A 20,850-nucleotide genomic window follows, 5' to 3' on the forward strand; every position below is an offset into this window, starting at 1 on the left:
ACTGTCGCTATTGGAGCAATACGTTATCTGTTCAGGCGACTTACTGCGCCACTGTCTTAAGGAGTGACACTATGAAATCACGTGCTGCCGTTGCGTTAGAGGCGGGTAAACCGCTTGAGCTGGTTGAAATTGATGTGGAAGGTCCGAAAGCGGGCGAAGTGTTGGTAAAAATGGCGGCTACTAGCGTTTGTCATACCGATGCTTATACGTTGTCGGGCGCTGACCCGGAAGGACTCTTCCCTTCAGTGCTGGGTCATGAAGGCGCTGGTGTCGTTCAGGAAGTAGGTGAAGGGGTGACCAGCCTCAAGCCAGGCGACCATGTTATTCCGCTATATACCGCTGAGTGTGGCAAGTGCAAATTCTGTCTGTCAGGTAAAACCAACCTGTGCGGCAGCGTGCGTGCCACCCAGGGTAAAGGCGTAATGCCCGACGGCACCTCGCGCTTCTCGCTGGATGGCAAGATGCTGCACCACTACATGGGAACGTCCACGTTCAGCGAATACACCGTACTTCCTGAAGTCTCGTTAGCGGCGGTTTCCAAAGAAGCCCCGATGGATAAAATCTGCTTGCTGGGCTGTGGCGTAACTACCGGTATTGGCGCGGTACTCAATACTGCAAAAGTAGAGCCAGGCGCTACCGTCGCAGTCTTTGGTTTGGGGGCGATTGGTCTGGCGGTAATCCAGGGCGCGGTCATGGCGAAAGCGGGTCGAATTATCGCCATTGATGTTAATGCGGATAAGTTTGAGCTGGCCAAGCAGTTTGGCGCGACTGACTTTGTAAACCCCAAGGATTACAGCGACTCCATTCAGCAGGTTATTGTTGATTTGACCGATGGTGGCGTGGACTATTCGTTTGAGTGTATCGGTAACGTCAATGTGATGCGCTCAGCGCTTGAGTGCTGCCACAAAGGCTGGGGCGAATCGATCGTGATTGGCGTCGCCGGTGCGGGGGAAGAGATTTCCACACGTCCGTTCCAACTGGTGACCGGGCGCGTTTGGAAAGGCTCCGCGTTTGGTGGTGTGAAAGGCCGCAGTGAACTGCCAGGCTACGTTGAGCGTTACATGAACGGTGAAATTAATATTGATGATTTTATTACTCACGATATGCCGTTTGAGAAAATCAACGAAGCGTTTGAACTGCTGCATGCGGGCAAGAGCATCCGCACCGTTCTGCATTACTAGGTCGTTATTAACAGGTCTGTATTGTTAATTTACTGATAAAGCGCGGCAGGCAGCACTGCCGCGCTTCTCTTTTCGCAAGGAGCCTGCCCCATGAGCATGAGTGAAACCCTGGAACTGGTGTCTGCCAATCGTAGTTTTGGTGGCTGGCACAAACGCTACCGCCATTACTCTCGGGCGCTGGATTGCGATATGGAATTTGCGGTGTACTTACCGCCACAAGCCGAAAGCGAGCGTGTACCGCTTTTATGGTGGTTATCCGGGCTTACCTGCAACGATGAAAACTTCATGCAGAAAGCGGGCGCCCAGCGGATAGCGGCAGAGCTTGGGATTGCTATCGTTTGTCCGGATACCAGCCCGCGTGGCACAGACTTACCGGGCGAGCACGATAGTTATGACCTTGGCTCGGGGGCAGGTTTTTATGTCAACGCTACCCAAGCGCCGTGGAAGCCACACTATCGAATGTACGACTATATCGTTGAAGAGTTGCCTTCCGTTGTACGCCAGCACTTCCCGGTAAACGGGCGTGAGTCGATTAGTGGTCACTCGATGGGCGGCCACGGGGCATTAATTTTAGCGTTGCGTCATCCAGGTCGTTTTAGCTCGGTGTCAGCATTCTCGCCAATTGTGAACCCGATGAACTGCCCTTGGGGGCAAAAGGCGTTTACCAGCTATTTGGGTGAGGATCAGTCAACCTGGCGTCAGTACGATGCCTGTGAACTGGTCGCTAATGGTGCCTCGCGTCAACGGCTGTTTATTGACCAGGGCGAGGCGGACCAGTTTTTAGAAGAGCAGCTCAAGCCCGAGCGGCTTGAAGCCGTATGTGAAGCGCATGATCACCCGCTGACGCTGCGTCGTCAGCCGGGTTACGACCATAGTTACTTCTTTATTGCCTCGTTCATTGAGGAGCATCTACGTTATCATGCGGAACATCTTATGAAATCTTAAGGATAACGATGCTTAAACGTACGCTGAGCCGCTTTCTTCGTCAGCTATGGCGTCTTGTGTGGCGCGGCGTGCTGGTTTTTGTGCTTCTTTCTGTGGCACTGGTCATCCTGTTTCGTTTTGTGCCCTTGCCAGGCTCCATGATCATGGTGGAGCGCAAAATACAGAGCTGGGTAAACAGCGAGCCTATACGCATTCAGCATCAGTGGCGAAGCTGGGACAATTTATCCAGCAACGCCAAGTTGGCGGTGATTGCTGCTGAAGATCAGCGCTTCCCTCTACATCGTGGCTTTGACCTTGTTGAGTTACGTCGTGCTTGGGAGACCAGTCGTGATGGTGGCCGTTTGCGCGGCGCCAGCACGCTGAGTCAGCAAACAGCCAAAAATATTTTTTTGTGGAGTGGGCGCAGCTGGACGCGCAAAGCGTTAGAGGCCTGGTTCACGCTGTTGATTGAAATTTTCTGGAGCAAACAGCGTATTCTTGAGGTGTATCTGAATATCGCTGAATGGGATAGCGGCGTGTTTGGCCTGGAAGCCGCCGCGCAACACTATTTCGGCGCCTCCGGCGGAGCGATGACGGAGCGCCAGGCAAGCCTGCTCGCGGCAATCCTTCCCAGCCCACGTACCCGCAGCGCCTCTCGACCTGACGCCCAAGTGGAAAGGCGTAGCCAATGGGTACGCCAGCAGATGCATAACCTGGGCGGAGTAGGGTACTTGGAACGGCTATAGAAGGCTGTTCGCAGCGATTAAAGAGCTAAAGCCATCTTCTTCCCTTGATGCTCTTCTTTACATAAATAAAAGTTCGCTAATATTGTTCAAAATACTAGCGGCATATTTTTATATAAGTAATTGAATATAAGCTTTTTTAATATTTCTGTGCGCATGTTGTTATTATCATCACTTCATTTTGTTACGTTCTCTTACTTAAAAAATTGAACCTGTGCTGAATCCTTGCGTCACACCTACCACATTCATACCGCGTCAATGAGGTTTCTTACTATGCAACGTATAACTGCTCTATTCTCTGCTGCCCTGCTCGCCACTGGCTTAATGGCATCTACTGCCAACGCCCAGCAAGCGCAGGACCCGGCTCAGGATCCCATGGCTACTCAGCAAGCAGCACCCGCCCAGGATTTTTCTGACCAGCAGCTACAGCAGTTCGCCGATGCTTCTCAAGAAATCGCCGTGATCTCGCAAGAGTACACACAGCGTCTGCAGGAAGCAGGAGATGAGTCAGCCCAACAGGAAGTTCGCGCCGAAGCTAACGATCGTATGATCGAAGTAGTTGAAGACAGTGGCTTGGATGTCGATACCTTCAATGCTATCGGTCAGTCTATCCAGCAAGATCCGGAAATGATGCAGCGTGTTCAAGAGATGGCAAGCCAGTCCTAAGCCATCACTAGCTGATACACCAGCAAAGCCCGACACCTTGGTGTCGGGCTTTTTTTGCGTCCAGGGTTTACGGTAGTGATGAACCGAGCCAAACTCGGCTTATCTATTAGACACGTCTTGGGAGATCACATGGACGTAGAACTACTTGAAATACGCCAGTTTATGGGCCAGTTTCCTCCTTTTGATGGTCTCTCGGATGAGCTGCTTGATGCGATTGCCGAGCGCGTTGAGGTCAGCTATTTCAAAACGGGCAGCGATATCCTGGAGTTAAATGACACCGTTAGTGAGCTGTGCTTTATAAGAAGTGGCGCTGTTGAGGTGTATCGCCGCCAGGGCGAGCTTTATAACCGGTTGGGCGAAGGGGATATTTTTGGCCACTTTAGCTTATTGCGAAATCACAAAGTACGCTTTCCGGCTCAGGCGATTGAAGACACACTGATCTATTTTATTCCCAACGATGTCTTTCAGCGCTTATGTGAAGAGGATGATGACTTTGCTGACTTTGTAGAGCTTGAACGGCCCCGGCTTGAAACGGTTGCCGAGCAACAAAAAAAGTCGAACGATATGATGGTCACGCGTATTCGTAAACTGGTGACCCGTTATCCTGTGATGGTGGCATCCACCACCAGTCTTCAACAGGCCGCCCAGCAAATTAATGATTCTCAGGCATCGGCGGCCATAGTGATCACCCAATGTACTGGCAGCCCGCGCTACAGTTTTCAAGACAGCGAGGGTGTCAAATGGAAAATGGTGGGTATTTTTACCGATAGTGACTTTAGAACCCGGGTCGTGGCAGAGGGGCTTTCACCGCAAACCGCGATTGGCGATGTCGCGTCTTCTCATTTGATTACCATACAGTCGGATGCGTCGATATATGAGGCCATGCTGACCATGCTGCGCAACAATGTTCATCACTTGCCGGTGCTGTATCGGCAGCGGCCTGTTGGCGTGGTGCACCTTTCCGATATTATTCGCTATGAAACGCATAGCGGACTCTATCTGGTCAGCAATATTTTTAATCAGTCCAGCACACAAGGGCTTGCCAAACTGGCACCCGATGTTCGAGCGTCCTTTGTCCGAATGGTTCAGGAGGGCGCTAACTCGCAAATGGTGGGCAGCGCGCTTTCAACGGTGGGGCGTAGCTTCTTCCGGCGCCTGCTGGAATTGGCCGAAGCTGAGCTTGGGCCACCGCCGGTGCCTTACTGTTTTATGGTTAATGGCTCAATGGCACGCAATGAACAAAGCATTGTGACTGACCAGGATAACGCGCTCATTTTGTCTGATGACTTTATCCCTGAAGAGCATGATGCTTATTTTTATGCGCTGGCCAAGTTTGTTAGCGATGGGCTGGATGCCTGCGGTTACACCTACTGCAAAGGCGATATCATGGCCACCAATCAAGAGTGGCGTCAGCCGCTGAGCGTTTGGAAAGGCTATTTTGAAGACTGGATTTCCAATCCGACGCCTAAAAAGCTGCTGCAGAGTTCGATCTTCTTTGACCTTGATAGCATCTATGGCGAAGAACATTTTGTTGAAACGCTACAGGATCTAATTGCGCGTAGAGCTGCTGAATCGCCGTTGTTTTTAGCGGCAATGGCGCGTAACGCGTTGAACCGTACGCCGCCGCTTGGTTTCTTCCGTACCTTTGTCATGGAAAAGGATGGCAAGCATAACAATTCAATTAACCTGAAACGCCGTGGCACAGCGCCGATGGTTGATCTAATCCGTATCCATGCGCTGGCGTGTGGTTCCAAAGCGCAAAATACGTTTCAGCGACTAAAAGATATAAGCGATACCCAGCTTTTAGCCCCAGGTGTTAGCGATAAGCTGAGCTATGCGTTTGAGTTTTTATGTATGACGCGGTTGCGCCACCAGATGATCGATATTCAGGAAGACCGAGAGCCAGATAACAATATTGAGCCTGAAAATGTAGAGGACAGCGAGCGGCATACGCTGAAAGATGCTTTCCATGTGCTTAGCAATGCTCAGAAATTTTTAAAGTTCCGTTACCCGGTGCCCGCTCAACGGCAGAGGCACTAACATGCTAGGCATTCGCCCGCGTCACCGCATCACCCAGCCCGACTGGATTGACTATATGGCGCAGCGTGAGCGCCAGGCGAAAGACCCTGCTATCCAGCGGTTTTTTGCCACATCACTGCCTTCTGGTGATACCCCCATTGCTGACGTGCCGATGGTTGCGCTGGATTTGGAAACCACCGGTTTGGATGAGCGGCGCCATGCCATTGTCAGTATGGGCGTCGTGCCGTTTACACTGGACCGTATCAAGCTCGCGGAGCGCCGTTATTGGGTCGTCAAGCCCACTAGAACGCTGTCTGAATCCTCGATAGCTTTCCACCATATTACCCATTCCGAGGTGGCAGATGCCCCGGATTTGGACGTGGTGCTGGATGAGCTGTTGGACGCGCTCGCGGGCCATTTGGTCGTGGTGCACTTTCGCAATATTGAGCGGCCCTTCCTGGATACGGCGATTAAAGCACGGCGGGGCGAGGGGGTGATGTTCCCAATGATCGATACGATGTCGCTTGAGGCGAGGATACATCGACAAACGTTATGGGCACGTTTTCGCCGCTGGTTGGGACGCCCCCCGGTTTCAATACGTTTAAACGCTAGCCGTGCCCGCTATGGTTTGCCTGCCTATCAGGGGCATCATGCGCTGGTCGATGCATTGGCCACGGCAGAACTTCTCCAGGCGCAAATCGCCACCCATTATCAGCCAGATACGCCTTTAAAAAATATCTGGTGCTAGCACGGCATCCATAAAAAAACGGGCAGCCCTTGGGCTGCCCGTTTTGGTCATGCGTACCGATTAATTACACCGCTTTGGGTTCGCTCATCAAACCTTTGACGATTGCGTAGCACGCCACCAATAGAATAATGGTGAACGGGAAACCGGTGGAAACGGCCATGGTTTGTAGCGCCGTAAGGCCGCCGCCCAGCAGCAGCGCAATGGCAATGGCGCCTTCAATGATCGCCCAGAACACGCGTTGCGGTGTGGGGGCATCCACTTTGCCGCCCGCAGTGATGGAGTCAATCACAAGCGAGCCTGAGTCGGAGGAGGTGACAAAGAAGATGATGACCAGCAAAATCGCCACGAAAGAGGTGATTTGTGCCAGTGGCAATTGCTCCAGCATCAGGAACAGCTGAAGGTCGACGCCCGCATCGCGCACGGTGCTAATACCCTGGCTTACATATTGATCAATGGCGGTGCCGCCAAAGGTCGTCATCCAAAGTACCGATACTACTGAGGGGATAATAAGTACGGAAATCAAAAACTCTCGAACCGTACGGCCACGTGATACGCGGGCGATAAACATGCCGACGTAAGGAGACCAGGAGATCCACCATGCCCAGTAGAAGGCCGTCCAGCCTTGGCTGAAGTTAGCATCTTCACGGCCGAACGGGTTTGAAAGCGCGGTGAAGTGAGTCGCATAGCTCCACAGGTTTTCAAAGAAGCCCGTCGCGATGAACAGAGTCGGGCCTACCGCAATCACAAAGAACAGTAGCAACGCCGCCATGGCGATGTTGATCTTGGAGAGCAGTTGCACGCCCTTATCAACACCAGCAACAATGGATGCAATCGCCACCAGGGTAATGCCGACGATCAATAGAATCATCGTGACATCGCTTTCAGGCGCGCCAAACAAATACGAAAGCCCCGCTGCCGCCTGGCTGGCACCTAGGCCTAGTGACGTAGCCAAACCAAACAGCGATGCAAACACCGCCAGAATATCGATCACATGGCCTGGCCAGCCCCAAACGCGCTCACCCAAAATGGGGTAAAACACCGAGCGCATTGAAAGCGGCAAGCCTTTATTGAACGAGAACAGGGCCAGCGAAAGTGCCACGATGGCGTAAATCGCCCAAGGGTGCAGGCCCCAGTGGTAAATGGTGGCTGCCATGGCTAGCGATGTGGCTGCTGCAGCGTTGCCTTCGGCGCCACCCAGCGGTGCCCAATTACTGCCATCAAAGGCGGTGCCGAAGTGGGTAAGTGGCTCATTTACGCCAAAGAACATCAAGCCAATGCCCATGCCAGCGGCAAACAGCATAGAGAACCAGCCCATATAGGTGTAATCCGGTTTGGCGTCGACGCCACCAAGGCGGATTTTACCCAACGGGGAGAAAATCAAACCAACACATAAAATAACGAATATGTTGGCAGCCGTGATAAAAAACCAGGACAGGTTGCCGGTTAGGAAGTTGAAAATGGAATCGTATACCGGCGCAATGGTGTCTTGCAGCGCCAGCGTCAAGACCACGAATAGCAGTACAATAATCGCTGAAATGCTAAACACCTTGCCGTGCAGGTCAAGGTCAAAGCCCATTTTATTGGTCGTAATGTTGTCCTGACCAACAACGTAGTCGGTATCGATCAGATTTGCCGCCCCATCGGGAGCGGGTATGCCTTCAGGGGATTTTGGCTCCTCAGGGGAGCTATTGGGCTCTTGTTTATCCACGAGTACCTCTCCGTTTTAATTAGAAAACACGCGTAGTGTCGTTTTGCTTAACTATATATTAACAAGCATTGTATTGCTGTTTTATTGGAACTGTTTTGTAAGTGCAAACAAAGGTGCCGACCCCAGTATCAACTGACGTCGGCACAGTGGTGGATAGCGATTAGCTATTTAGCCATTGCTCAACCACATCCTGGTTTTCTTCGACCCACTTCTTGGCGTTCTCGTAGGGGTCGCTTCCGTCTTCCTGATTCATCAGCATTACTTCACCCATTTGCTCTGGGGTCCATTCGAATGCATTGAGAATCGCGTAGGCTTCTGGCATTTCATCGGCAAAACCGTTACGTACAACGGTATGAATTTGCTCAGCGCCTCCAAACACGTTTTCTGGATCTTCCAGGTATTTAAGGTCCCAGCGTGCAAACATCCAGTGGGGCGTCCAGCTGGTGATCACGATATCTTCTTCATTATTAATGGCGTTACTAAGCGCTGCCACCATCGTGGCGTCGCTGCCACTGCGCAGGCGAAGATCAAGGTCATAGGTATCGACAACTTGCTCCGTCAAGCCCATCAGGCCTGCACCAGGGTCTATACCGATGATCTCACTGTTAAAGAGGTCTGCGTTGCTATTAAGGTCGGCAATCGAGTCAACGTCTGTGTAAGACGGTACGACGAGCCCCAGTTTGGTGCCGTCCAGGTTGGGGCCCAGGTCTTCGACGTGGTCACCAATGCGCTCCATATACTCAGCGTGCGTTGTCGGCAGCCATGCGGCAACAATCGCATCGGCGTCACCGGTTGAAAGCGCCTGGAACATGGCCGCTGCGGAAAGCGAAGTCATGTCTACTTCGTAGCCAGCCTGCTCCAACACCGCAGCAACGACGTTAGTGGAGGCTACTTCTGACGACCATTCAACATACGCAAGATTGATGGTGCCTTGATCCTGCGCCTGAGCGGCACTGCCTACGACTAACCCAGTACCTGCAATCAATGCGGCAGAGGCCAGACGGATACGACGATTTAGCATACGTGTTTTCATTCACTTGCTCCCTTTTGTATTGTTTGCCTTAACATAACATCATGTTAGGCAATTCAGCATGGTCGTGAAAATAAAGCTCATCAAGTCAAAGGGGCTAACACCCCATCAAGCTACTTCTCATTTTCTCGTTGTCGTTGGGTATTTCAGTCAGCTTACCTTGAGGTCTTGCGTAACGACTGCGTTAAACGGTCAAGCAGCATGGCCAGAATAACAACGGCAATACCGGCTTCAAAGCCGTCGCCTGGGCGCAGGCGCTGTATTGCACGCCATACTTCGCTGCCTAGCCCATCGGCACCTATCATCGCGGCAATAACCACCATGGAAAGCGCTAGCATGATCGTTTGGTTAATGCCCGCCATCACAGTAGGTAACGAGAGCGGTAGCTGCACTTTAAATAGTTTTTGGCTTCGAGTAGCGCCGTAAGCATCCGCAGCTTCTATTAACTCTGTAGGTACCTGACGAATGCCGAGCGTCGTAAAGCGAATGGCGGGCGGCATGGAAAAGATAACCGTGGCAAAAATGGCGGACACAGAACCAATGCCGAAAAAGGGAATGGCCGGTATCAGATAGACGAACGCAGGCATGGTCTGCATAAAATCCAGCAGCGGCATGAACAAGCGATAAAGGCGTTCCGATAAGGCCGCGGTAATGCCGATAGGCAGTGCAATGACAACGGCAACGACGGTTGCGATCACCACCAGCGTTAACGTCTCGATCATGGGTCCCCAAAGGCCCATGTTCCAGATTAATGCCAAGCCAAGGACCGCTCCCAGTGCCAAGCGCGGGCCCGCAAGCCTCCAGCAAAGCAGCGCAATAATGGCCAGCAGTGCCCACTCCGGTAGCCACATCAGCCCATCATTCAGGCTGTTAATCCCGGTTTGGGTAAAGCGTGAAATGCCGCGAGTAACCACAGAGTATTCGCTGGTTAGCCAAGTGAGGCCACCTTCGATCCAACTGCCTAGCGGGATACGGGGAATGTCCATTACGGTTCTCCTGCTCGTGCCAATTCATCCAGTACCGCGCCTTTCACCACAACGCCCAGAAGGCGTTGCTGTTCATCTACCACGGCAATAGGAAAGCTCTTTTCACTAAACATGGCGAACAGGTTCTGCAACGGCTCGTCGGGGGACACTTTGCGGAAGTCCTGAGTCAGGTAGTCGGCGATTTTTTCGGCGCCTTCCTTGATCGCCGTACTCGCGGACTCGGCTTCCAGTAGCCCGAGCAGACGGCGGTCACGGTCAGTTACGTAGATAGAGTCAATTGCGTGGTCCCGCATGCGGTGAAGTGCCGTGCGGGGGCCATCACTATCACGCGCGGTGCTACGCAGTGGGCGCATAGCGCTCTCGGCCGTTAGCACACGCGAGCGGTCGACCCCTTCGATAAACCGACGCACATAATCGTCCGCAGGTTGGGTCAGAATTTCTTCAGGAGTGCCAATTTGGACGACTTCGCCATCTTTAAGCAGCACGATTCGATCACCGATATTCAGCGCTTCATCCAAATCGTGGGTAATGAAGACCGTGGTCTTTTGCATTTTGGCTTGGAGCTGCAAAAGTTCCAGTTGCATGTCCTTACGAATCAAGGGGTCAAGCGCTGAAAATGCTTCATCCATTAACAGTACGCTGGCATCGTTAGCCAGTGCGCGGGCCAGGCCAACGCGCTGCTGCATTCCCCCTGAAAGCTGGTGGGGATACGCGTTCTCCCAGCCTTCCAGACCCACCTGTTTAAGGGCGGTATGGGCGATTTTATGACGCTCGGCTTTATCAATGCCGCGTATTTCCAAGCCAAACTCTGCGTTTTTTTGCACCGTGCGATGCGGAAACAGCGCAAAATTTTGGAAGACCATCGAGAAATGGCGGCGTCGGCACTCCAGTAACGCTTTTTCACTCAGGGTGGGGATGTTTTCATCATCAATGATGATCTCACCTTCCGTTGTGTCAATCAGGCGATTAAGACAGCGGATCAGTGTCGATTTGCCTGAGCCCGAAAGGCCCATGATGACGAGGAGTTCACCTTCATAAACATCGAAGGATATGTTGGAAAGGCCGAGTGTCTGGCCTGTTTGTTCAAGGATTTCTGGACGTTTAAGACCCTGGTCGCGTAGCTCTAATGCTTTTCGAGGTTGTTTACCAAAGACCTTACTTAAGCCTCGGACTCTAATTTTAACAGGACGTTGCTCATCCATAGGCGATGCCTTTTATGTGTATGAGGCGCTTTGTATGGTTGCTCTTTCTGATTTGCCGCCATTTACATAAAAGCAGCGCCACCTTCTATATAAAGCAGCCACACAAAGCATTCATAATGAAAAAACAGTATATGGTTGTATATTTATTAAAAAATATTATACATAAATGAGAGGGTTGTGTCACAACGCCTCTTTAAGCGCGGTCAAGAAATGCCACATGTGTCATTTTGCGCCCACGCGTGGTTGATTGTTAATAGTGATTGTTTCTTTTAAGGTGTTGATTTTAATTATTGTTTTTAATAATTCATTGAGTTGGCTTGATGTGTGCTTGGTTTGGGATAGTGATTCAGGATGTTTTTTGCAGGTTTCAAGGAGATGAATTTTATGAATAAGCACGCGGATGTAAAAGCGAAGCGCCCACGTCTACTTTCTTTGTGCATGATCGCAACTGCTGCCAGTGTCCTCTTGCTTGCTGGCTGTGGTGACAATGAAGAAGAATTGCCGCCTGCCCAACAGCCTGAAACCATGGAGCAAAGTGCAGCACCTGACGTTGAGCAGGATGCCACTATGACCCAAGAGCCTTCCTCAACGGATCAAGCCGCAGATCCCGCTGATCCAGCAGGCACGGGTTCAGCAGATAACGATGAAGCAATTGTCCCGCAAGAGTCAATACAGCCTGAAGATGAGGCGCGTACCCAGGATGTTGAAGAAGAGCCCGGTTTTGGTGAAGGTACAGATCCCATGCCAGGAGCCGCCGATGAAGAAAATGATGATGAGTTAACTAACGGCTAATACCTACGTACTGTTCCCTACGATGATAAGCCGCTTCAGCTGTTCGTTCCCTGCGGCTGCTCCACACGGTTTATCATCTTTACCCTCGCGCCTGCGAGGTTTTTTTTTGCGCTGAAGTATGATGCTACTGGGGGTCGCTAGCCGTGTACCCGCGCTACCGCAGCCAGACGCTTGCATCGTAGAAGCGCCTGGCTATGTCGATAAAACACGCATCAAGGCACTGTTGTTGGCCTTTTCATACAGAGTCCTGTTGGTCTAGTCCGATTGAACTGGTCCTGTTGATCTACTCTTCGCTATCTTCAAGACGGCGATAGAGTGTGCGTCGAGCGATACCCAAAAGCTCCGCTGTTCGGCGTTTGTTGCCTCCTGTCGCTTCGAGCACTTTTCGAATATAGCGCTTTTCCACTTCCTCCAGGCTAGGCCATCGAGTGGGCGAGGGCGTCGGTAACTGTGCCCCTGGCAGTACTTCTCCGCTTAATGTCGGCGTGATCTCGGCACTGGCTTCCGGATGAGAATTCTCGCGCAAGCGTTCGGGTAAATCCTGGTGCTGCAAAAGACCCTCTTCACTGAGCGTTACCGCTCGCATAATGGCGTTTTCCAATTCGCGGACGTTACCGGGGTAGGTGTAATTCAGCAGGCTGTTGAGTGCCTCGGGCTCAATTTGCTCAATCTGCTTGTTTTGCGCTTCCGCATGTTTATCAATCAACGCAAAAATCAGATGTTCAATGTCACTGCCCCGTTCACGCAGGGGGGGAATGCGCAGTGAAAAGGTTTCCAGACGATAAAACAAGTCGCTACGAAAGCTCTCCTGCTCAATCTCTTTATCCAGGTTGCGGTGGGTCGCCGCGATGATGCGCACATCCACAGCTTCTTCTCGCTCGCCGCCGACCGGGCGCACGGTTTTTTCCTGAAGCGCCCGGAGCAGTTTGGCTTGGAGGTTGATTGGCATTTCGCCTATCTCATCCAAAAACAGGCTGCCACCTTGAGCGGTATGAAAAAGCCCTTTGCGCGCTTCATTGGCCCCGGTAAAGGCGCCTTTCACATGGCCGAAAAACTCACTTTCCATCAGCTCAGCAGGTATGCTGGCGCAGTTGACGGGGATAAAAGGGGCCTCATGGCGAGGGCTTTCCTGATGAATGGCGCGCGCCAAAAGCTCCTTGCCGGTACCGCTTTCTCCCAAAATAAGAATGGGGGCATTACTTTTAGCCAATCGCGATGCGTCATGAAACAGCGACTGCATAACATTACTTTTGCCCACAATGCCGTGAAAGTGGCTGAGCTCTGTATCGTGTGAAAGCGATAGACGCTGGCGCTCCAGCACCCGAAAGACCGCCTCACGGATAGCATCAAGGTCAAGTGGCTTGGTCAGGAAGTCGTTGGCGCCAAGCTTGAGCGCTTCAACGGCCTGATCGATAGTGCCAAAAGCGGTAATAACGATGATCCCCAATTCGCTGCCACTTTGACGAATTTGCTGCAGCAACTGAATGCCCGTCATCCCCGGCAGGCGTACATCGGTAATCATCATGGCCACAGGGGTATGGCTTAGTAGGGCAATGGCCTCTTCAGCGCTGGGCACGCCAAGCGTTTGATAGCCCGCATCGTTCAACTCTTCTTCTAAAAGCTCTCGGATAGCGGGGTCATCTTCCACTACCAGCAAAGGTAAAGGATGTTCCTGATGGGTCACAAATGTTGTCCTCAAGCGGATGCGGTTTCACTAAGTGGAAGTGTGATTTCAAATCCAGCGCCACCAAGAGCGCTGTCAAACACACCAATCGTACCGCCGTGGTCATTAATAATACGGTGCACCATGGAGAGCCCCAAGCCACTGCCTTGACCCACCGGTTTGGTAGTGAAAAATGGGTCAAAAACGTGCTGATGGTTGCTAGCAGGGATGCCAGGGCCATCGTCTTCTACATAGAGCGTTAATTCATGTTCATGCGTACGTACGCGTACGCGGATATGGCTTACGTTAGGTGCTTGCGCTGCATTACGCAGTAGATTGGTAAGCACCTGAACGATTTGCTGTTCGTTCGCCAGTAAATGAGGCGTGGGCGAGGGAAGATGGATATCCAACCGGATATTTCGCGGTTCAAGCTCCTCTTCTACTAAATCGCTGGCATTTTGAATTAACCGATCAAGCGCCAGCTCGCCTTTTTCGACATTATGCTGTCGGCCTAATTCCATTAATTGACGAACTATTTCGACAATTCGCTCAACTTCGCCGCGAATGCGGACAAGTTTCGCTCGTTCCTCATCGCCAATGACGTTTCGGCGAGCTAGCCGCTGGGCCTGGCCGTTAATAACCGTAAGGGGGGCGCCAATTTCGTGGGCGACGCCGGCTGCAAGAACACCCAGTTCTGCCAGTTTTTTGGATTTACGCAGGCGCTTTTCAAGCTCAATTTCACGCTGTTGACGCTCTTCAATATCGTGATCTTTTTCAGCCATGGCGTCGAGCATGCCATTTAAACCTGAGGCAAGCCGACTATACTCAGCCGGGCCGTCTATCGTCGCACGCTGGCTACGATCACCGTCTTCCACCAGTAGCATAACGTGCAATAAACGATTAAGCGGACGTTCAATATAGCGCCTAAACCCCCACCAAATGCTAAAGACGATGCCAGCTGCGCCAATGACAAACACCAGAACCGCCACAATGCTTATAAACCCGGTGTAATTTTCGATGCCGGTATTTAAGCGGTTAACCTGAAGTGCACCATGAACGGTGCCATCCTGGGTGCGTAGTGGGATGATGGCCGAATAATAGGTCCAGCCATCATACTGGCGGTAATTGCTGTAAAGGTCATCCTGCTCAATCACCTGGCGGATCTCTTCGGGAGAGAAAAGATCTTTACCTAAGCCCAGCCCGTAAACTTCGCGCCCCTGAAGGTCAAAGACGTAAGCGCCATAAATTCGATGGAACGAAAATGCCGATTGCAGCGCTTCTTCTAGCGGTGTGGGGCTGTCTCGGGAAACCGCACCACTCAGTGAGGTGCTAAGCGCCCGAGTAATGATCTCGACTTCCGTTTGCAATTTGGAGCGAACATTGTCTTCCAGCGATTTTATGGCCACTAAGCTGAACACCACCAATACAACAAACAGCGGTACGATGACGGTGATGATAATTAAATTACGAAGTCGCATGCTGCTTCCATGGTGGCATTAAGCGTTTCATCAGTGAAAAGCATTATCAGTAGAAACGGCGGTTGATGAATAGAGTTATGAACATGGGGCCATCAAAGAATCGCCGGATTAAGGGGATTCTGCAGGCAGTAGCCGATAAAGGCTGCCTTGGCGCTCATCGGTTAGCAAGTAAATGGCGCCGTCTGGGCCTTGGCGCACATCACGAATACGGCCAATATGACCATCAAGAATACGCTCACTTTCAGTAACTTCATCGCCATTAAGCGTGAGGCGTAGCAGCTGTTCACTGCTTAAACCACCTGCGAGCAGGTTGCCCTCCCAAGCGTTGAACGTGCTTCCTCTGACTTCGGCTAAGCCGGATGGTGCAAAACGTCCTTCAAAGTCATAATTCGGGTCTTCCATGCCTGGTAGCGACTGCTCGCCTATGGGTTGCTGGGTAGCGTAATCGTTGCCGAGCGTAACCTCAGGCCAGCCGTAGTTAGCGCCTGCCTTGATGTGATTCAGCTCATCTCCCGTGAGCGGGCCATGTTCCGATACCCACGGCTCACCGTTTTTCAATACGGTCATACCTTGAATATTACGATTACCCAGCGAGTAAATCTCATCTCGGGTGCGGGCATCATTCACAAACGGGTTGTTTTCCGGCACGCCGCCTGTTTCGGTCAAACGCAGCGTAGAGCCTGCGTGGTCATCGCGCGCCTGCGCTCTGGAAGGCTCCGAACCCCGGTCGCCAACGCTCATAAGCAGCGTACCATCGTTTAACCAGGCCAGGCGTGAGCCGTAATGGCGACCGGGAGCCGAGGCACGATCCTGCTCAAACAGATGCTCTACATCGCCTAATTGGTCATCTTGCCAGTAAACACGCGAAAGCGCTGTACGACTGTTGTTAGCGTCAGGTTTACTCCAGGTAACGTAAATCCAGTCGTGTTCGCCGCTGCCGTCTGCAAAATCCGGGTGCAGTACCACGTCAAGCAGGCCACCTTGGCCATGATGATTGACCGTTGGCATGCCCTCCAGCGCCTGGTATTCACCGCTGCGCGAATCCACCAGATTTAGTTGCCCGTTGCGCTCGCTCACCAGGAGGCGGCCATCCGGAAGAAATGCCACCGCCCAAGGGTGTTCAAACCCCGAGGCTACCCGCTCAATGGCGACGGCTAGATGCTCGGTTTCGATAGATTCATGGACAACCTCAGCGTGCGCCGTACCCACTGCACTCGTTAGCAGCAGTCCGCCCAAAACGGTTGATAGCCATGACGTAACCGGCTTGGCGTTTTGTTCCACGTGCATAGCGCATTCTCCTGTAGTGATGAGCCCAAGGGGAACCTCAGCGGGGCGAACCTTGTGATAAGGCCATCATCAGTCTAGCAGGGACTTTTCCTATTGGGCTCATTCCCCACCAAGAGAAGGCATTAGGAGTGCTAACAGTATCGGTAGGTAGATCAGTGCTAACAGGGTCGAGCAAAATACCAGGCTGGCCACATAGGCTGGCTCACGCCGGGCACGCTGGGCAAATAAATAGTTAAACACCGCCACGGGCATACACATTTGTAAAACGAGAATGCCTTGCGCCAGCGGCGGAAGCCCTACCCAGCCTGCGATGAACCAGGCCGCCACCGCCGCCAACGGTATGCGCACCAGGCTAAACCCTAACCCGGAACGCAGGCTTTTTACCTGAATACTCGCCAAGGAAACACCCAAGGTGATCAGCATCAACGGTACGGTAAAGCCCGACATAAGGCCTACGGTGTTGCCAAGCCAAGGCGGTAGTGAGGTATCGGTTAGCAGCAGCACCATGGAAATTAAAATGGCATATACCGTCGGGGTCTTAACGAGCGTTTTTAGCGGGTTGCCTTGGCTGTTGAGAACAGAGCCCAGGGTGAACTGGAACAGCGAGACCGTTACCATCACCGTGATGCCATAAGCAAAACCAGCGCTACCAAATGCATAAAGAACCACCGGTAGCCCCATGTTGCCGGTATTGGGGTACATCATGGGAGACAGCAGGACGCGCCAGTCACGGCCCAGCAGCTTGGCAACAGCAAAGGTCGCTAGCCCCATGGTGATGATCACCAGCGCAGTCGCCAGCATGGTGCGACCAAAGGTGTCGGCATCTATGTCGGCACCCGCAAGCGAGGCCAATACCAGCGCGGGCGTGCCGATGTTGAAAACCAGTCGAGTAACAAAATCGACAGGATAAGGGTGTCCTAGCCGAATCCACAAAAAACCTAACCCCGCACCGGCAAGTACGGGGGCCATAACAGCAAACAGTTCGGCAAGCATTAACGGTCCTTGGCAATCGTGGGTTGCCTATTGTCGTTAATGAGCCTGCTAATAGGCAAGGCGAATACGCAAAATTCGTTAAGCGTTTACGGCTGTGCGTTGCCACTGCACGGGAACGTGCTGGCGTAAAAAATCAAGCAACGCGTTGGTTCGCCGAGGTTGGTGGCCGTAAGCGTAAAGTAAATTAATGGGCAGCGGCGTAGGCTCCCAGCCCACCAGGCAAGGGACCAGCTCGCCAGGGTGATGTTCTTCACGCCGTTTAACTAACCAGTGGGGCAGTAGACCTATCCCTTGATGACCCGCAATGGCGTCGATATGCAGCGCGGTCAAATCGACGCGCAGGCGCGAGCGTGGCGGGTCGAAAAGATAATCACCGTACCTGGCGTGATGGAGCGTTAGTCCGTTGGATGCCGTGTTGAGCAAGTCGATCCAGGCGTACTGGGGTAACTCATCAGGATGGGTTGGTGACCCGTTTTCGGCCAGGTAGCGTGGGCTGGCATATAACCCGCGGGTTAAATGGCCCAGACACTCCTGGTTAAGCCCGCATTCATTGGTAAAGCCCAGCCATACATGCACACTATTGCTATGCATTTTGGTGGGCGGTGTTTCGCGGGTTCGAAGCTCTAACTCTACTTTTGGGTAACTGTTTAAAAAGGCATTGACCACAGGGGCCATCCAGCTTCGCGCCAAGGCCCCATGGATTTCCAGCGTGACTTTGCCACTAATTTCTTCGCGCAGCTCGGCCAAGGCTTCCTGGCTGTGGCTTGCCATCGAGAGCAATTCAGTACAGTACGTATGAAAGAGCAGGCCAGCCTCGGTAGGAATTAAACGATTGGCCTGGCGGCGTAGTAGTGGCTGATTAAGCCGTGCTTCCAACTGGCTGATACGACGACTCAGTGTTGATTTTGCTAACCCCAGCTTTTGCGCACTGCGTGTCACGCTACCGGTCGCCATTACATCCGCGAAAGCAGCCAGTTCGTCAAAGTCATACATGGTCGCGCCACAGGTCAATTAAGAAGCGTCTATTGTGCCACTTAATAATGTGAATGCAAATAATATACATTACAGTTCTGGCGATCAGCTAAACGTTATAATTCACGTTAAACAAAACAAAAAACCCCGCGTTAAACGGGGTAAAAGGATCGAGAATGTATTGCCAGTTAAGCTGTTCTTAGAAGTCGAACGTTAGACCCAAGTTATACTGACGACCATCCAGCACGACTCCATACTCATCGTTCGTCACTTCTTTATTGGCAATATTGTAGATACCCGCTTTAACCTGCGCGCGGTCCGTTAGGCTATAAACCAACCCAGCATCGACAAAACCATACCCTGGTGTGCCATCATCCATACTGGTGCGCGACAGATAATCGCTAGTGGAGCCGCGATAATTACCTTGTGTCCACAGGTTCAACTCAGGCGTGGCTTGCCAATCAACCACGAGGTTGAACATATGTTCGGGGACCTTGTTCAACGGTTGGCCTGCAAACTCACCTGATTTCTGCTCGGAGTCGGTAAAGGTGTAGCTGGAGCGTAAGCGAACATCTTGAGTAACGTCATAATCTAACGAGAACTCGACACCCTGTATTTCTGCTTTATCAATATTCCGGTAGGTGCTGATGAATACATACTCGTTCCCGGCGTAGGGGCATTCCCATGTGGAGGGGTCATTGCGATCAGCACCCGCCGTGTTGCAGTAGCGGTCTTCGGCGATCTTGTCATCAAACTGGGTGTGGAACAGCATCATGCTTGAAGTAAGGCGGCTATCATTGCTGGTAAACACAAACCCGGCTTCATAGTTGGTGCTGGTTTCAGGATCGAGATTTTCATTACCGATGATCAGCGCACGGGCATGGGGCGCTGGAGAGCCACTGCCGCCAGTGCCTCGTCCAAAACCTTCAGTGGCAGCAGCAAGGCCTGGCTGGGAGTAACCGGTAGAGACGCCGCCCTTGAGCGTCCACTCAGGCGTCAGGTGGTAGTTGGCATAAACACGCGGAGACAGGTGGCCGCCGAATAGCTCATCGTCGTCGTAACGCATGCCGGTTGTGACGCTGAAAGCATCCGTAAGACTCCACTCCATCTCGATGAACAGCGCAGCAATCCAGCGATCAACACTGCGCATGGCGTTAGGGCTGTTGCCGATGAGTCCATTGGTGTCATCGACAAGGTCTTCTACCCGGTACTGACCGCCGAAGGTCAGCATGTGATCGCCCCAGAAGTAGGTCGATTGGCTATTAAACGTCGTTACTTTCTCGCGCTTCTCGTCGGGCGTGGTGTTTACTCGTTCTGAGATGTCATGCTGTAGGTAAGTATCTGTCATAAAGGCGCCGTACGTGCCTTTATGACCCAGCGTGAATACATCCTTATCGTATCGATAGGTGCTGGTGCTGGCAGGGTTTCCTCGGCTATCAATTTCTGGAATGCTTCGGCCAGGCGTATGAGTGAATTCTTTGGTGGAAGCGGTATAGCCCGCGCTAAATTCGTTCAGCTCGTCGGGGGTCAAAGTGAGCTCGGCGCCAATCTGGCGTGTATCGCTGTCAGGCGTGCTTTCAGCGTTGTCGCTACCGCCTTCGTAGTCACTCTCTTCTGTACCGTGCCAGCTGCCATGCACACGTAAGCCAAGCAACCCTTCGATCAGCGCGCCACCGGTATAGAAACTGACCTGCTGTGAGTCGTTATTAATATCGTTGAGGGAGTGGGTGTACTCAGTGGTCACCTGCCCCGACCACTCATCCGGCACGCGCTTGGTAATGATGTTGATAACGCCGCCCATTGCCTGCGATCCGTAAAGCGAGGACATGGGGCCGCGGATAACCTCGATACGCTCAATCATCGAAATGGGCGGAAGACCGATCTGTTTGCCTTCATCCTGGCCATTGGTATTGACGGCGCGCCCGGCAGAAACAGGGCGGCCATCAATCAGATACAGCGTGCGCGGATACTGATGTCCTGCGCTTCCCCGCCACCGGTCACATAGACACCGGGAATGTTCATTACCGCATCCGTAATATCGCTATAGGACTGACGGTTCAACTCTTCACCGCTGATGACCGAGATACTGGCGGGTGCATCCGCAATCGACTGCTCGAAGACCGAGGCAGTTACCACCATCGTATCAAGCGAAGTGTTATCCTGGGCGGTAGCAGCGGCAGCGATAGCCATTGAAGACAGACTGACAGCCTTGGCCAAGGCGCGACGTGAAAAGTAAGTCATGTTTTTCCCTTGAGATAATAGTGCGCTCTGCTTTTATGAATATATTGGCATATGATACTGGTTCTCATATGAGATTTGTATTCTATTGTTAAAGGTTCCATAAATCGATGAAAAAACCATGAACATGTCGTTGTGATGTACGCAACCGTATACGTTTGTAATTTTTATGTGTGTGGAATGTAACAGGCGCTTTTGTGTCGATTAACCCGGTAGAAAA

General features: G+C 52.2%; 17 protein-coding genes and 1 pseudogene. 7 read left to right on the plus strand and 11 right to left on the minus strand.

Features of this window, described 5'->3' with window-relative positions; genetic code table 11:
• Positions 1-71 precede the first annotated feature (71 nt).
• The 6 genes from INT20_RS12660 (at position 72) to INT20_RS12685 (ending at position 6,281) form a co-directional block, all read left to right on the plus strand.
• Positions 72-1,181, plus strand: coding sequence for an S-(hydroxymethyl)glutathione dehydrogenase/class III alcohol dehydrogenase (locus INT20_RS12660; protein WP_193054474.1), 1,110 nt, complete (start codon positions 72-74; stop codon positions 1,179-1,181).
• A gap of 90 nt (positions 1,182-1,271) precedes the next feature.
• Positions 1,272-2,126, plus strand: a complete 855-nt coding sequence (gene fghA / locus INT20_RS12665) for an S-formylglutathione hydrolase (RefSeq protein WP_087105329.1) — start codon at positions 1,272-1,274, stop codon at positions 2,124-2,126.
• A gap of 8 nt (positions 2,127-2,134) precedes the next feature.
• Positions 2,135-2,851 carry a monofunctional biosynthetic peptidoglycan transglycosylase gene (gene mtgA / locus INT20_RS12670; RefSeq protein ID WP_193057011.1) on the plus strand — a complete coding sequence of 239 codons (717 nt, stop codon included), beginning with the start codon at positions 2,135-2,137 and terminating at the stop codon, positions 2,849-2,851.
• 270 nt (positions 2,852-3,121) lie between these two features.
• A complete protein-coding gene (locus INT20_RS12675) occupies positions 3,122-3,514 on the plus strand; it encodes a DUF4168 domain-containing protein (RefSeq protein ID WP_087105327.1) in 393 nt (130 codons plus the stop codon).
• Positions 3,515-3,643: 129 nt separating this feature from the next.
• The gene (locus tag INT20_RS12680) at positions 3,644-5,554 is read left to right on the plus strand and encodes a putative nucleotidyltransferase substrate binding domain-containing protein (protein WP_193057012.1); all 1,911 of its coding nucleotides are present in this window, start codon (positions 3,644-3,646) and stop codon (positions 5,552-5,554) included.
• A gap of 1 nt (position 5,555) precedes the next feature.
• Positions 5,556-6,281 (plus strand): 3'-5' exonuclease, encoded by a 726-nt coding sequence (locus INT20_RS12685; protein WP_172117526.1) that lies wholly within the window; start codon positions 5,556-5,558, stop codon positions 6,279-6,281.
• 64 nt (positions 6,282-6,345) lie between these two features.
• On the opposite strand, the gene INT20_RS12690 is transcribed toward INT20_RS12685, so the two are convergent.
• The 4 genes from INT20_RS12690 to INT20_RS12705 all read right to left on the minus strand — a co-directional run bounded on the left by INT20_RS12690 (position 6,346) and on the right by INT20_RS12705 (position 11,207).
• The gene (locus tag INT20_RS12690; protein WP_192527427.1) at positions 6,346-7,989 is read right to left on the minus strand and encodes a BCCT family transporter; all 1,644 of its coding nucleotides are present in this window, start codon (positions 7,987-7,989) and stop codon (positions 6,346-6,348) included.
• A gap of 160 nt (positions 7,990-8,149) precedes the next feature.
• A complete protein-coding gene (locus tag INT20_RS12695; protein WP_172117528.1) occupies positions 8,150-9,022 on the minus strand; it encodes a glycine betaine ABC transporter substrate-binding protein in 873 nt (290 codons plus the stop codon).
• Positions 9,023-9,174: 152 nt separating this feature from the next.
• Positions 9,175-10,005 carry an ABC transporter permease gene (locus tag INT20_RS12700; protein ID WP_172117529.1) on the minus strand — a complete coding sequence of 277 codons (831 nt, stop codon included), beginning with the start codon at positions 10,003-10,005 and terminating at the stop codon, positions 9,175-9,177.
• Entirely contained in the window at positions 10,005-11,207 is a 1,203-nt protein-coding gene (locus tag INT20_RS12705) for a quaternary amine ABC transporter ATP-binding protein (RefSeq protein WP_172117530.1), read from the minus strand. Before INT20_RS12705 ends, INT20_RS12700 begins: the two co-directional genes overlap by 1 nt.
• Before the next feature lie 384 nt (positions 11,208-11,591).
• On the opposite strand from INT20_RS12705, the gene INT20_RS12710 reads away from it, so the two are divergent.
• The gene (locus INT20_RS12710; protein WP_172117531.1) at positions 11,592-11,999 is read left to right on the plus strand and encodes a hypothetical protein; all 408 of its coding nucleotides are present in this window, start codon (positions 11,592-11,594) and stop codon (positions 11,997-11,999) included.
• Between the two features lie 283 nt (positions 12,000-12,282).
• Here the strand turns inward: INT20_RS12710 and INT20_RS12715 are convergent, their stop codons facing one another.
• The 7 genes and pseudogenes from INT20_RS12715 to INT20_RS18115 form a co-directional block, all read right to left on the minus strand.
• Positions 12,283-13,683, minus strand: coding sequence for a sigma-54-dependent transcriptional regulator (locus tag INT20_RS12715; RefSeq protein WP_193057013.1), 1,401 nt, complete (start codon positions 13,681-13,683; stop codon positions 12,283-12,285).
• Positions 13,684-13,694: 11 nt separating this feature from the next.
• Positions 13,695-15,140: a sensor histidine kinase gene (locus INT20_RS12720; RefSeq protein WP_193057014.1), complete on the minus strand. Its 1,446-nt coding sequence runs from the start codon at positions 15,138-15,140 to the stop codon at positions 13,695-13,697.
• Between the two features lie 108 nt (positions 15,141-15,248).
• Positions 15,249-16,427 carry a PQQ-dependent sugar dehydrogenase gene (locus tag INT20_RS12725; RefSeq protein ID WP_193057015.1) on the minus strand — a complete coding sequence of 393 codons (1,179 nt, stop codon included), beginning with the start codon at positions 16,425-16,427 and terminating at the stop codon, positions 15,249-15,251.
• Between the two features lie 99 nt (positions 16,428-16,526).
• A complete protein-coding gene (locus INT20_RS12730) occupies positions 16,527-17,420 on the minus strand; it encodes an AEC family transporter (protein WP_172117536.1) in 894 nt (297 codons plus the stop codon).
• 78 nt (positions 17,421-17,498) lie between these two features.
• Complete coding sequence (locus tag INT20_RS12735; RefSeq protein WP_193057016.1) at positions 17,499-18,413, minus strand: LysR family transcriptional regulator; 915 nt, start codon at positions 18,411-18,413, stop codon at positions 17,499-17,501.
• Between the two features lie 178 nt (positions 18,414-18,591).
• Positions 18,592-20,253: a TonB-dependent receptor domain-containing protein gene (locus INT20_RS12740; protein ID WP_319643857.1), complete on the minus strand. Its 1,662-nt coding sequence runs from the start codon at positions 20,251-20,253 to the stop codon at positions 18,592-18,594.
• Positions 20,242-20,633 (minus strand): annotated as a pseudogene (locus INT20_RS18115) (TonB-dependent receptor plug domain-containing protein); the annotation flags it as partial. The pseudogene INT20_RS18115 and the gene INT20_RS12740, both read right to left, overlap by 12 nt.
• Between the last annotated feature and the right edge of the window lie 217 nt (positions 20,634-20,850).

The organism is Halomonas citrativorans (assembly GCF_014898005.1).
Taxonomy (GTDB): domain Bacteria; phylum Pseudomonadota; class Gammaproteobacteria; order Pseudomonadales; family Halomonadaceae; genus Vreelandella; species Vreelandella citrativorans.